The following is a 13403-nucleotide window of genomic DNA, read 5'->3' as shown; positions in this document are numbered from 1 at the left end:
CTGTTAACCTCGCGTCTCGACGCTGGCGGCCAGGATTGCCAGCACCAGTTGCTGGAAGTCCAAGCCGGCCGCGCGGGCCGCCATGGGCACCAGGCTATGATCAGTCATGCCGGGTGCGGTGTTGACTTCGAGCAGCCAGAACCGGCCCTGCTCGTCCTGCATCACATCCAACCGCCCCCAGCCTTCGATGCCGATGGCATCGCAGGCGCGCGCGGTCAGGTCGATGAGTTCCTGTTCCTTGACGCTGTCCAGGCCGCACGGGATGCGGTACTGGGTATCGTTGGCGATGTACTTGGCGTCGTAGTCGTAGAACACGTGCGGCGTACCCAGGGCGATCGGCGGCAGCACCTGGCCGCGCAGTACCGCGATGGTGAACTCCGGCCCGTGGATCCACTGCTCCACCAGTACCTGGGAATCGTATTTGGCGGCGTCCTGCCAGGCGGCGACCAGTTCCTGCTCGCTGTTCACCTTGGCCATGCCGATGCTAGAGCCTTCATGGGCGGGTTTGACGATAAGCGGGAAGCCCAGTTCCATACTGGCCTTCAAACAATCGCTTTCGCTGGCCAATACCGCGTGGCGCGGGGTCGGAATGCCCAGGCTCTGCCACACCTGTTTGGTGCGCAGTTTGTCCATGGCCAGGGCCGACGCGAGGATGCCGCTGCCGGTGTAAGGGATGCCCAGGCACTCGAGCAGGCCTTGCATGCTGCCGTCTTCACCGCCACGGCCGTGGAGGATAATGAAGGCGCGGTCGATCTTCTCGCGTTGCAGGCGGTCGAGCAGGTCGTCACCCACATCGATGGCAACCACGTCGACACCGGCGCGGGTCAAGGCGTCGATCACGGCGGCGCCAGACTTGAGCGAGACTTCACGCTCGGCACTCTTGCCGCCGTACAGCACGGCGACGCGGCCGAACGCCTTGACGTCCAGGGTCGAGTGCAGCTTGTCGTAGGCGCTGGTCATTTCGACTTCTCCTGCTTGGCGCCAGCGAACAGCGGGCTTTTCATCAATTGCGGGGCCAGGCCACCGACATCACCGGCACCCTGGCACAGCAGGATGTCGCCGGCACGCAGCAGCGGCTGGACCAGGGGCGCAAGCTCGGCGCCACGTTCGATGTAGATCGGGTCCAGCTTGCCGCGCTGGCGGATGCTGTGGCACAGCTGACGGCTGTCCGCACCCGGGATCGGCTCTTCACCGGCCGGGTAGACTTCCATCAGCAGCAGCACGTTGGCGTCGCCCAGCACTTGTACGAAGTCGTCGTACAGGTCGCGGGTGCGGCTGTAACGGTGCGGCTGGTAGACAATCACCAGGCGGCGGCTTGGCCAGCCCCCGCGCACGGCTTTGATCACTGCAGCCACTTCAGTCGGGTGGTGACCGTAATCGTCGACCAGCATCACGCTGCCGCCGTCGACCGGCAGCTCGCCATAGACCTGGAAGCGTCGGCCAACGCCCTGGAAGCCGGACAGCCCCTGGACGATGGCCTCGTCGCTGATGCCTTCGTCAGAGGCGATGGCAATGGTTGCCAGGGCATTGAGCACGTTGTGGTTGCCGGGCATGTTCACCGACACCTCCAGCGGCTCGCAGTCGCGGCGCAGCACGGTGAAGTGCGTCTGCATGCCCTGCTGGCGCACATTGATGGCGCGGATGTCGGCCTCTTCGCTGAAGCCGTAGGTGACCGTCGGGCGTTTGACCTGCGGCAGGATCTCGCGCACCACCGGGTCGTCCAGGCACATCACTGCCAACCCATAGAACGGCAGGTTGTGCAGGAACTCGACGAAGGTTTTCTTCAGTTTGTTGAAGTCACCCTCGTAGGTGGCCATGTGGTCGGCGTCGATGTTGGTGACCACGGCGACCATCGGTTGCAGGTGCAGGAAGCTGGCGTCGCTCTCGTCCGCTTCGGCGATCAGGTAGCGGCTGGTGCCCAGCTGGGCATTGGTGCCCGCTGCGGTCAGGCGCCCGCCGATGACGAACGTCGGGTCCAGGCCGCCAGCGGCGAACACCGAGGCCAGCAGGCTGGTGGTGGTGGTCTTGCCGTGCGTGCCGGCAACGGCCACGCCATGGCGGTAGCGCATCAGCTCGGCGAGCATCTCGGCGCGCGGCACCACGGGAATACGACGTTCCAGGGCAGTGGCGACTTCCGGGTTGGCCGGGTTGATGGCACTGGACACCACCAGTACGTCGGCGTTGGCAGCGTTTTCGGCACGGTGGCCAACGAAGATCTCTGCGCCGAACGACTCCAGCCGCTCGGTAACCGGCGAGGCCTTGAGGTCGGAACCGGACACTTCATAGCCCAGGTTCAGCAGTACTTCGGCGATGCCGCACATGCCCACGCCGCCGATACCGACGAAGTGGATGCGACGGATGCGGCCCATTTTTGGCTGCGGCATGGCTTTCTGGCTTTCAACCATGGGCCACCTCCAGGCAGATATCGACCACGGTGCTGGTTGCGGCAGGTTTGGCCAGGCGCCGTGCGGTGCCAGCCATGGTGTTGAGTTTCTCGGGTTGCATCAGCACCTCGTTCAGGCGTTCAGCGAGCTGCGCTGCGCCAGTTGTCGCTTGTGGCATCAGGAAGGCAGCGCCTTCCCGAGCCAGATAGTGGGCGTTGTGGGTCTGGTGATCGTCGATCGCATGGGGCAACGGCACCAGCATCGAAGGCAGGCCCGCCGCCGCGAGTTCGCTGACGGTCAGGGCACCGGCCCGGCACACCACGATGTCGGCCCAGCCATAGGCTTGGGCCATGTCCTTGATGAAAGGCTCTACCTGAGCCTCGACGCCCGCCTCGTGATAACGCTCGGCGGTGATCGGCGCGTGTTGCTTGCCAGCCTGGTGGAACACCTCTGGCCGCAGTGTTGCAGGCACTTCAGACAGGGCCTTAGGCAACAATTTGTTCAATGGTTCCGCACCCAGGCTGCCCCCGAGCACAAGCAGGCGTGCACGGCGTTCGGCCAAGGGTGCGCGTTGCGCGTCCATGAACAGCTCCGGGCGCACCGGGTTGCCGGTGGTGCGGCGTTTGCCGCTGGCCGCGAAGGTGTTCGGGAAAGCTTCGCAGACGCGTGCCGAGAGTGGCACCAGCAACCGATTGGCGGTACCCGCGCGCGCGTTCTGTTCGTGAATGACCAGCGGCACACCGCACAACCGCGCGGCCACACCGCCCGGCCCGGTCACGTAGCCGCCGAAGCCCAGCACGCACACAGGCTTGAGCTGACGAATGATGCGCCGTGCCTGCAGCACCGCCTTGACCAGGGTGAACGGCGCCTTGAGCAGCGACAGCTTGCCCTTGCCGCGCAGGCCGCTGACCTGGATGAGGTGCAACGGCAGACCGGCCTGGGGCACCAGTTCGTTTTCGATACCTTTCGGCGTGCCCAGCCAGTGCACGCTGTAACCCCGTGCCTGGAATTCACGGGCGCAGGCCAGGGCCGGGAACACGTGGCCCCCGGTACCGCCTGCCATGATCAGTACGTTCTTGCCGTCAGCGGCCATGACTGGGCTCCTCGGCAAAATCGCTTTCGTTGAATTCGTGTTCCTCGCTGCCCAGGTGCGTGCGGCTCTCCCACTCGATACGCAGCAGCAAGCCCACGCAGGCGCAACAAATCACCAGCGAGCTGCCCCCGTAACTGAGGAACGGCAAGGTCAGGCCCTTGGTCGGCAGCAGGCCGACGTTCACGCCGATATTGATCAGGAACTGGCCGATCCACAGGAAGGCCAGGCCGAACGCCATGTAGGCGGCGAAGAACTGCTTGGCCTTTTCGGCCCACAGGCCGATGTACAAGGCGCGCACGGTGACGAAAACGAACAGCGCGATGGTGACCAGCGAGCCGACCACGCCAAGCTCTTCAGCCAGCACCGAGAACACGAAGTCGGTGTGCGCCTCGGGCAGGTAGAACTGCTTCTGCACGCTGTTGCCCAGGCCAACGCCCAGCCACTCACCGCGGCCGAAAGCGATCAAGGCCTGGGTCAACTGGTAGCCCGAGCCGAACTGGTCGGACCAGGGGTCGGTAAAGGTGATCAAACGTGCCATCCGGTACGGCTGGGCCTGCACCAGGACAAACACCGCGACCACCGCCAGCACCACCATCAAACTGAAGCGGAACAACCCCACCCCGCCGAGGAACAACATGGCCGCCGCAGCGCCCATCATCACCACGGTGGCACCGAAGTCCGGCTCCATCAGCAGCAGGCCAGCCATCGGCAGCAGTACGATGAACGGTTTGAAGAAGCCCATCCAGCTCTCGCGCACCTCGGTCTGCCGGCGCACCAGGTAGCCGGCCAGGTAGATGACCACGAAGACTTTGGCGATCTCCGACGGCTGCACGTTGAAGAAGCTGAAACCGATCCAGCGCATGGAACCGTTCACTTCCCGGCCGATACCCGGCACCAGCACCAGCACCAGCAGGCCGAAGGCGCCCAGCAGCATCATGAAGCCCATGCGCTGCCAGGTGGCGATCGGCACCAGCATGGTGGCGCCGCAGGCGACCAGGCCGATGACCACGTACACCAGGTGACGGAACATGTGGTAAAGCGGGTTGCCCGACTGCACCGCGGCCACTTCCGAGGACGCCGAGGTGATCATCACCAGGCCCAGGCCCAGCAATGCCAGGCAGCCGGCAAGCATGGCGAAGTCGAGGTCGATGCCACGGCCGCTGATCAGCGGCGACGGGTACGGCTTGAAGATGCCGAAGATCATGCCAGCCCTCCCGCCGCTTGGGCGAACAGGCGCCCGCGTTCTTCAAAGTTCTTGAACATGTCGAGGCTGGCGCAGGCCGGCGACAACAGCACGGCATCACCCGGCTGAGCCAGGGCGGCGCACTGCTCGACGGCGTCTTCCAGGGTCTTGACCCGCACGTGCGGTACACCTTCGCCTAACGCTTCGGCGAGGCGCTCGGCATCACGGCCCAACAGCACCACCGCACGGCAGAAGCGCGCCACTGGCTCACGCAACGCGGCAAAGTCGGCACCTTTGCCGTCACCGCCGGCGATCAACACCAGCTTGCCGGCGATATCCGCGCCCAGGCCTTCGATGGCCGCCAGCGCAGCACCGACGTTGGTGGCCTTGGAGTCGTCGTACCAATTGACACCGTTGCGCTCGCGCACCCACTGGCAACGATGGGCCAGGCCGCCAAACTCGCGCAGGGCGTCGAGCATCGGTGCAAATGGCAAGCCTGCGGCATGGCCGAGGGCCAGGGCTGCGAGGGCGTTGCTGTGGTTGTGCGAACCGCGAATTTTCAGTTCGCGCACGGGCATCAGGTTTTGGAATTCGAACGCCAGGTACTTCTCGCCGTCGACCTCACGCAGGCCGAAGGCCTTGAAGTCCGGTTGGTTCAGGCCAAAGCTCCAGCACGGCCGGCCTTCGACCGGCAATGGCCGGCTCAGCGCGTCCTGGCGGTTTACCACCACCTGATGAGCGCCCCGGAAGATGCGGTGCTTGGCCAGGTGATAAGCCGGCAGGCCGCTGTAGCGGTCCATGTGGTCTTCGCTGATGTTCAGCACGGTGGCGACTTCGGCGTTGAGCTGGTCTGTGGTTTCCAGCTGGAAGCTGGACAGCTCCAGCACATACAGCTCCACCTCATCGCTCAGCAGGTCCAGGGCTGGCGTGCCGAGGTTACCGCCCACGGCCACGCGCTTGCCCGCCTTAGCGGCCATTTCGCCAACCAGGGTGGTCACTGTGCTTTTTGCGTTGGAGCCGCTGATGGCGATGATTGGCGCTTTGGCATGGCGGGCGAACAGCTCGATGTCGCCCGACAGGGCCACACCCCGTGCCGCAGCCTGTTGCAGCGCCGGGGTGGACAAGGCCAGGCCCGGGCTCACGTACAGTTCGTTGGCGCGGCACAGGAAGTCCACGTCCAGCTCGCCACAGCGCACTTCCACCTGCGGGTAATCACGGCGCAGGGTGTCCAGTTCCGGCGGTTGCTCGCGGGTGTCGGCGACCGCAAAGGCAATGCCCCGGCTCGCCAGGAAGCGAACCAGGGACATGCCGCTCTTGCCGAGGCCGACAACGATGCGGAATTGGTCGGAAGCGATCAGTGACACGCTCATCTACCTCAGTTTCAGGGTTGCAAGGCCGACCAGCACCAGAATCACGGTGATGATCCAGAAACGGACGATCACCCGTGGCTCAGGCCAGCCCTTGAGTTCAAAGTGGTGGTGGATCGGCGCCATGCGGAACACACGCTTGCCAGTCAACTTGAAGGAGGCGACCTGGATCACCACCGACAGGGTCTCCACCACGAAGATGCCGCCCATGATGAACAGGACGATTTCCTGGCGAACGATCACCGCGATGGTGCCCAGCGCGGCGCCCAGCGCCAGCGCGCCAACGTCACCCATGAAGACTTGCGCCGGGTAAGTGTTGAACCACAGGAAGCCCAGGCCGGCGCCGATCAATGCGCCGCAGAACACGATCAGTTCCCCTGAACCCGGCACATACGGGATCAGCAGGTACTCAGCGAATTTCACGTTACCCGACAGGTAGCAGAAGATGCCCAATGCACCGCCCACCATGACCGTTGGCATGATGGCCAGGCCGTCGAGGCCATCGGTGAGGTTGACCGCGTTGCTGGAGCCGACGATGACGAAGTAGGTCAGAACGATGAAGCCAACGCCCAGCGGGATGGTGACATCCTTGATGAACGGCAGGATCAGTGTGGTTTCAACGCTGGTAGGGGCGGTCTTGTAAAGGAAGACCGCAGCAGCGAGGCCAAACACCGACTGCCAGAAGTACTTCCAGCGGCTTGGCAAGCCACGGGAGTTCTTTTCGATCACCTTGCGGTAGTCGTCGACCCAGCCGATGGCGCCAAACGCCAGGGTGACGATCAGCACGACCCACACGTAGCGGTTGGACAGGTCAGCCCACAGCAGGGTGCTGATGGCGATTGCAGACAGGATCAGCGCGCCGCCCATGGTGGGGGTGCCGGATTTGGACAGGTGCGATTGCGGGCCGTCGTTACGGACAGCCTGACCGATCTGGCGGATCTGCAGGGTACGGATCATCCAAGGGCCCAGCCACAGCGCCAGTGACAACGCGGTCAGTACACCCAGGATCCCGCGCAGGGACAGGTACTGGAAGACCGCGAAGCCTTTATGGAACTGTTGCAGATACTCAGCCAACAGCAGCAGCATTAATGTTTCTCCCCGCTTGAACCACACAAAGCCGCCACGACGTTTTCCATCGCAGCGCTACGCGAGCCCTTGATCAAGATTGTGGTGTCGCTGGCATTTTCGGCGCTAACCGCGTCGATCAGCTCAGCTTGAGTAGCGAAATGACGGCCATTGGCGCCGAACGCCTTGACCGCATGTGTCATGTTGGTACCCACTGCGTACAGGGCGTCGACCTTGCCACGCGCGTAGTCACCCACCTGACGGTGGCCTTCTTCCGCCCATTGGCCCAATTCGCCGATATCCCCGAGCACCAGGACGGTGCGGCCGGAAAAGCCGGCGAGTATATCAATGGCCGCGCACATGGAGGTGGGATTTGCGTTGTAACTGTCGTCGATCACGCGCACACCATTTGGCGCGATCTGCGCCACGGTGCGGCCCTTGACCGGTTGCACGGCGTTCAGCCCAGTGGCAATGCCGCTCAGGCTCAGACCGACGGCATGGGCAGCGGCGGCGGCGGCCAGCGCGTTGCTGACGTTGTGCTCGCCCAGCACATTGAGTTGCACGTATACGGTTTCACCGGCGCCATGCAGCTTGAACGACGGGCAACCACGCGCATCACGACCAATGTCGGTGGCATGGAAATCGGCGCTAACGTTAGTGAGGGCGAAGCTGATGACCGTGTGCGCCCCTGCACGTGCCTTCCAGATGCCAAAGGCCTTGTCGTCCAGGTTGAGGATGGCCGTGCCGCCCTCGCCCAGGCCTTCGAGGATCTCGCCCTTGGCTTCGACGATTTTCTCAGGGCCGCCGAACTCACCCACGTGGGCGGTGCCGGCGTTATTGATGATGACCACCTGGGGCTGGGTCAGGCCGACGGTGTAGCGGATCTCACCGATGCGCGAAGCACCGAGCTCGATCACCGCCGCGCTGTGCTCCGGGGCAATTTCCAGCAGGGTCAACGGGGCACCGAGGTCGTTGTTCAGGTTGCCGCGGGTGGCATGCACCAGGCCACGGGTGCGCAGGATGCTGGCCAGCATTTCCTTGACCGTGGTCTTGCCGCTGGAGCCGGTGATGGCTACGACAGGCTTGTCGAACGCAGCGCGGTTCAGCGCCCCGAGCTGGCCCAGGGCCAGACGGCAGTCGGCGACCAGCAACTGCGGCAGGTCGACATCGGCAACTTCGCGCTCGACCAGCGCGGCAACGGCGCCCTTGGCTTTTACATCGGCCAGGTAATCATGGCCATCGAAGCGTGCCCCCGTCAGCGCGACGAACAACTGCCCGGCAGTAACGCTGCGGCTGTCGATGCTGACGCCGTTAAAGCTGGCGTCGGCGTTGACCAGGCGAGCACTCAGTGCTGTGGTCAGCTGGCTGAGTGTCATGGCTTTAAGCATGTGGAGCCTCCCAGGCTGCAAGTGCCTTCTCGGCTTCGACCAGATCGGAGAAATCGTGGCGCTCGCCGTGAATCTCCTGGTAATCCTCGTGCCCCTTGCCGGCCAGGACGATAACGTCATCGGCTGCGGCAGTGGCGATCAGGTGGGCGATGGCTTCGCCGCGGCCAGCGACGAACTCGACGCTGTCTGGCTTGGCAAAACCAGGGCGGATATCGTCGAAGATCCGCAGTGGGTCTTCACTGCGCGGGTTGTCATCGGTAACCAGCACGCGGTCAGCCAGGCGCTCGGCCACACCGGCCATCAGCGGGCGCTTGCCACGGTCACGGTCGCCACCGCAGCCGAACAGGCACAGCAGCTTGCCGTGCGCATGCGGGCGCAGGGCCTCGAGTACTTTTTCCAGGGCATCCGGGGTGTGGGCGTAATCGACCACCACCAGCGGTTTGTCGCCGCCACCCAAGCGCTGCATGCGGCCAACCGGCCCTTGCAACTGCGGGGTGACCTTGAGAATTTCGTCCAGCGAGTAATCCAGGGCCAGCAGCGTGGCCACGGCCGCGAGCATGTTGCTCAGGTTGAAGCGGCCAAGCAGCTGGCTGCGCAACGTACGCTCACCCTGGGCGGTCACGAGGATCGCGCGCACGCCATCGTCATCGAAGGTGGCTTCACGGCAATACAGCGACGCTTCCGGGTTTTCCAGGCTGTAGCTGAGCAGCCGGGTCTCGATATGATCGGCACTCGGACGGCGGGCATACGCCAGCGCCAGGCGGCGGCCAAAATCGTCGTCCAGGTTGACCACCTGGCAGCGCAGGCTGCGCCAGGCGAACAGCTTGGCCTTGGCGGCCTCATAGGCCTCCATGCTGCCGTGGTAATCCAGATGATCACGGGACAGGTTGGTCATGACCGCGATATCGAATTCCAGCGCGGCGACGCGCCCCTGCTCCAGGGCATGCGAGGACACCTCCATCGCCACGGCCTTGGCACCGCCCTTTTTCAGGTCGTAGAGCGTCGACTGCACCGCGATCGGGTCTGGCGTGGTCAGGCGGCCGCTCTGCAGCTCACCGTAGAAGCCGGTACCCAGGGTGCCGATCAGGCCGCAACGCTGGCCCAGCACGTCAAGCGCCTGCGCCACCAACTGAGTGACACTGGTCTTGCCGTTGGTGCCGGTAACCCCGACCAGGTTCAACTGGCGGCTCGGTTCGCCATAGAAGCGACCGGCGATATCCGACAGCTGGGCGATCAGGCCCTTGACCGGGATCAGCGGCACGTCGGTGATCGGCAGCACGGTAGCGCCCTGCTCTTCGTAGGCAACGGCGGCAGCGCCACGGGCCAAGGCGTCGGCGATATGGTCGCGCCCATCGACCTTGGCACCCGGGACGGCCAGGAACAGGTCACCCGGACGCACGGCGCGGCTGTCCAGGGTCAGCTCGCGGATCAGCGGATCGCGGCTGGCGTGGGCGAAAAGCTTGCTCAATGGCATTGTCATCATCCACGCCCTCCCTTGGCGGCAGCTGCAGTGACTTGTGGTTGTGCGGTGGGTGGCGGCGGCAGGTTGTCTGGCGGCACGTTCATCAAACGCAGGGTGCCCGACATGACCTTGCTGAACACAGGCGCCGAAACCAGACCACCGAAGTAGCCGCCCTTGCTTGGTTCATCGATGACCACGACGATGGCGTAACGCGGATCGCTCATCGGGCCGAAGCCTGCGAACAGCGAGCGGTAGGCGTTTTCGGTGTAGCCCTTGGAACCAACGGTCGCCTTACGCGCCGTACCGGACTTGCCACCCACGTGATAGAACGGCACCTGCGCACGGAATACCCCGCGCGGCGCCTCGATCACCTGCTGCAGCATGCCTTGGACGGTTTCGGCGGTTTCTTTCGGAATCGCCTGAACAGCCTCGGGCGCCTTGTCCACTTTGAGGATCGACAGCGGCACCATCTTGCCGTCGTTGGCCAGCGCCGCGTAGGCATGCACCAGCTGCAGAGCAGTCACCGATACGCCATAGCCATAAGACAGGGTCGCGGTCTCGGCCTTGCGCCACTCACGGTGGTTAGGCAGGTTGCCCACCCGCTCGCCCGGGAAGCCCAGGCCGGTGTATTGCCCCAGGCCGACCTGGGACATGACCCGGTAGATGGCCTCGCCACCGATGTCGAAAGCGATCTTGCTCATGCCGACGTTGGAGGAGTTGATCAGGATGCCGGTCAGGTCGAGGATCGGGCCCTCGCTGCGGGAAACGTCCTTGATGGTGTAGCGGCCGATCTGCAGGCTGCCCGGGTAAACCTCGACCTTGTCGGTGGTTTTCCAGCGCCCGCTCTGCAGCGCCGCACTCATGGAGATCGGCTTGACGGTCGAACCTGGCTCGAACACGTCGATGATCGCCCGGTTACGCATCGCGGCAGGGAACATGCTGCGACGGTTGTTCGGGTTGTAGGTCGGCTGGTTGACCATGGCCAGGACCTCACCGGTCTTGACGTCCATGATCACCAGGCTGCCGGCCTTGGCTTCCTGTTCGGCAATGGCGTTGCGCAGTTCACGGGTGGCCAGGTATTGCAGACGCAGGTCTATCGACAACGCCAAGGTCTTACCGGCCTTGGCGTTTTTGGTGACCTGAATGTCCTTGATCAGCCGGCCGCGCCGGTCCTTGATCACCTGTCGCTTGCCCGGCACGCCGGCCAGCCATTCGTCGTAGGCCAGCTCTACCCCTTCACGCCCGTGGTCATCAAGGTCGGTAAAGCCGACCATGTGCGCGGTGACATCACCGGCCGGGTAGAAGCGGCGGAATTCTTCCAGGCCATACACGCCCGGCACTTTCAGGTCGAGCACCTGCTGGCCCTGCTCCGGGGTCAGCCCGCGGACCAGGTAGATGAATTCCTTGTTGGCCTGTTGGGTCAGGCGCTCGGTCAACTGCTGGGCGTTTTGCCCCAATGCAGCCGCCAGCTGCGGCCAACGGTCCTTGGCGGCCTGCATTTCCTTGGGGTTGGCCCACAGGGTGGTGACCGGCGTGCTGACCGCCAACGGCTCGCCGTTGCGGTCGGTGATCAGGCCACGGTGCGCAGGAATCGGAATATGCCGCAGGCTGCGGGCGTCACCCTGGCCCTTGAGGAAGTCACGGTCGACGACCTGCAGGTCGATGATGCGCCAGCAGATGGCACCCACCATCAGTGCCAGCAAACCGATCACTACCCGGAAGCGCCAGGGGTAGAGTGCGCCTTCGAGCTTCATCATGGCGCCACCATCCGCACTTCGTCAGCCGCAGGGACGCGCATTTTCAATTGCTCGGAAGCGAGGCTCTCGATACGGCTGTGGGCGGTCCAGGTGCTTTGCTCAAGGATCAAGCGCCCCCACTCAGCCTGGGCCTTGTCGCGCTCGCTTAATTCGCCGTACAGGGTATTGAGCAACTGACGGTTCCAGTGGGCGCTGTAGGACACGGCGATGGCCGAAACCAGGACACCGACGAACAGCAGAAGCATCAGGAAGCTTCCGCCTGGCAATGGCTTGGCAAACAGCCTGCTCACCGCAGCTTCTCCGCCACCCGCATCACGGCGCTGCGCGACCGCGGGTTGGCCTTGAGCTCAGCCTCGGACGCGAACTGCGCCTTGCCGATGAGCTTGATTTTCGGTTCGAAGACCTTGTGCTGTACCGGCAGGTTGCGCGGCAGGTTGTCTGCCTCGCCCTTGACCAGCTTGCGCATGAACAATTTGACGATGCGGTCTTCGAGCGAGTGGAAGCTGATGACCGCCAGGCGACCACCGATTTCCAGCGCATCAAGCGCGGCCTCAAGCCCAGCCTCAAGGTCACCCAACTCGTTGTTGACGTGGATGCGCAGGCCTTGGAAGGCGCGGGTGGCCGGGTTCTTGCCTTTTTCCCACGCCGGGTTGGCGACCTTGAGCACTTCGGCCAGGTCGGCAGTACGGGTGAAGGGCTGCTTTTCGCGGCGTTCCACGACGGCGCGCGCCATGCGCCCGGCAAAACGCTCCTCGCCGTACTCTTTGAATACGCGGGCTATTTCTTCCACGGGTGCGGTAGCGATGAACTCGGCAGCGCTGATGCCCTGGTCAGGGTTCATGCGCATGTCCAGCGGGCCATCGTTGAGGAAACTGAAGCCGCGCTCAGGATCATCCAGCTGCGGCGAGGAAACGCCCAGGTCAAGCAGGATACCGCTGATCTTGCCAGCCAGGCCGCGTTCGGCCACTTCCGCGCCCAACTCGGCAAAGCTGCGCTGCACAATGACAAAGCGGCCGTCTTCGGCCGCCAGCGCTTGCCCTGTGGCAATCGCCTGTGGATCTTTGTCGAAGCCCAGCAGCCGCCCTTGCGGCCCGAGCTTGCTGAGGATCAGACGGCTGTGTCCGCCACGGCCAAAGGTGCCGTCCAGATAGCAACCGTCGGCGCGCAGGGCCAATGCCTCGACAGCTTCGTCGAGCAGGACGGTAATGTGGTTGAAGCCGCTATCTATGGTCACAGGATCAGGTCACGCAATTCGTCGGGCATGGCGCCCGGTTGTTGAATAGCTGCAAGGTCGGCTGCCGAAACCGCGTTCCAGGCATCCTCATCCCACAGCTGGAATTTGTTCAGTTGCCCCACCAGCATCGCCTTCTTGTCGAGCTTGGCGTACTCACGCAGGCGGGGCGGCACCAGAAAACGCCCACTGCCATCGAGCTCCAGGTCAACCGCATTACCGATCAGCAAACGCTGCAGGCGGCGGTTTTCCTCACGCAACGACGGCAAGGCACGCAACTTGGCTTCTATCTGTTCCCACTCATCGAGGGGGTAGACACACAAGCAGGGGTCTACAGCATCGATGGTCACGATCAGCTGACCATTGCAACGCGAATCGAGCTCGTCGCGGTACCGGCTCGGCATGGCGAGACGGCCTTTGGCATCGAGGCTGACGGCGTTGGCTCCGCGGAACACGGCTGCGATTCCCCACAA

General features: G+C 64.0%; 12 protein-coding genes. All 12 read right to left on the bottom strand.

What is annotated here, in order from left to right; all coding sequences use genetic code 11:
* Positions 1-3: 3 nt before the first annotated feature.
* The 12 genes from AC5PZ0_RS04520 to mraZ are packed head-to-tail and all read right to left on the bottom strand — an operon-like array spanning position 4 to position 13385.
* Positions 4-960: a D-alanine--D-alanine ligase gene (locus AC5PZ0_RS04520; protein WP_275747166.1), complete on the bottom strand. Its 957-nt coding sequence runs from the start codon at positions 958-960 to the stop codon at positions 4-6.
* Entirely contained in the window at positions 957-2405 is a 1449-nt protein-coding gene (gene murC / locus AC5PZ0_RS04515; RefSeq protein WP_027594017.1) for a UDP-N-acetylmuramate--L-alanine ligase, read from the bottom strand. The genes AC5PZ0_RS04520 and murC overlap by 4 nt, the downstream gene beginning before the upstream one ends.
* On the bottom strand, positions 2398-3477 hold the full coding sequence (gene murG, locus AC5PZ0_RS04510; RefSeq protein WP_099430365.1) for an undecaprenyldiphospho-muramoylpentapeptide beta-N-acetylglucosaminyltransferase: 1080 nt from the start codon (positions 3475-3477) through the stop codon (positions 2398-2400). Before murG ends, murC begins: the two co-directional genes overlap by 8 nt.
* Complete coding sequence (ftsW, locus tag AC5PZ0_RS04505; RefSeq protein WP_099430366.1) at positions 3467-4681, bottom strand: putative lipid II flippase FtsW; 1215 nt, start codon at positions 4679-4681, stop codon at positions 3467-3469. Before ftsW ends, murG begins: the two co-directional genes overlap by 11 nt.
* Entirely contained in the window at positions 4678-6024 is a 1347-nt protein-coding gene (gene murD, locus AC5PZ0_RS04500; RefSeq protein WP_099455899.1) for a UDP-N-acetylmuramoyl-L-alanine--D-glutamate ligase, read from the bottom strand. Before murD ends, ftsW begins: the two co-directional genes overlap by 4 nt.
* Before the next feature lie 6 nt (positions 6025-6030).
* Positions 6031-7113, bottom strand: a complete 1083-nt coding sequence (gene mraY, locus AC5PZ0_RS04495; protein WP_099430367.1) for a phospho-N-acetylmuramoyl-pentapeptide-transferase — start codon at positions 7111-7113, stop codon at positions 6031-6033.
* Positions 7113-8480 carry a UDP-N-acetylmuramoyl-tripeptide--D-alanyl-D-alanine ligase gene (locus tag AC5PZ0_RS04490; RefSeq protein ID WP_493854442.1) on the bottom strand — a complete coding sequence of 456 codons (1368 nt, stop codon included), beginning with the start codon at positions 8478-8480 and terminating at the stop codon, positions 7113-7115. Before AC5PZ0_RS04490 ends, mraY begins: the two co-directional genes overlap by 1 nt.
* Positions 8473-9963: a UDP-N-acetylmuramoyl-L-alanyl-D-glutamate--2,6-diaminopimelate ligase gene (locus tag AC5PZ0_RS04485; RefSeq protein ID WP_172960385.1), complete on the bottom strand. Its 1491-nt coding sequence runs from the start codon at positions 9961-9963 to the stop codon at positions 8473-8475. Before AC5PZ0_RS04485 ends, AC5PZ0_RS04490 begins: the two co-directional genes overlap by 8 nt.
* Positions 9960-11696: a peptidoglycan D,D-transpeptidase FtsI family protein gene (locus AC5PZ0_RS04480; RefSeq protein WP_172960429.1), complete on the bottom strand. Its 1737-nt coding sequence runs from the start codon at positions 11694-11696 to the stop codon at positions 9960-9962. Before AC5PZ0_RS04480 ends, AC5PZ0_RS04485 begins: the two co-directional genes overlap by 4 nt.
* Positions 11696-11989 carry a cell division protein FtsL gene (gene ftsL / locus AC5PZ0_RS04475; RefSeq protein ID WP_027594009.1) on the bottom strand — a complete coding sequence of 98 codons (294 nt, stop codon included), beginning with the start codon at positions 11987-11989 and terminating at the stop codon, positions 11696-11698. Before ftsL ends, AC5PZ0_RS04480 begins: the two co-directional genes overlap by 1 nt.
* Positions 11986-12933, bottom strand: a complete 948-nt coding sequence (gene rsmH / locus AC5PZ0_RS04470; protein WP_493854441.1) for a 16S rRNA (cytosine(1402)-N(4))-methyltransferase RsmH — start codon at positions 12931-12933, stop codon at positions 11986-11988. The genes ftsL and rsmH overlap by 4 nt, the downstream gene beginning before the upstream one ends.
* Positions 12930-13385 carry a division/cell wall cluster transcriptional repressor MraZ gene (mraZ, locus tag AC5PZ0_RS04465; protein WP_004575120.1) on the bottom strand — a complete coding sequence of 152 codons (456 nt, stop codon included), beginning with the start codon at positions 13383-13385 and terminating at the stop codon, positions 12930-12932. The genes rsmH and mraZ overlap by 4 nt, the downstream gene beginning before the upstream one ends.
* Positions 13386-13403: the final 18 nt, after the last annotated feature.

This window comes from Pseudomonas sp. 5.2, from assembly GCF_059025405.1.
The sequence above is the reverse complement of the archived record's forward strand: the minus strand, read 5'-3'. Positions and strand labels throughout refer to the sequence as shown.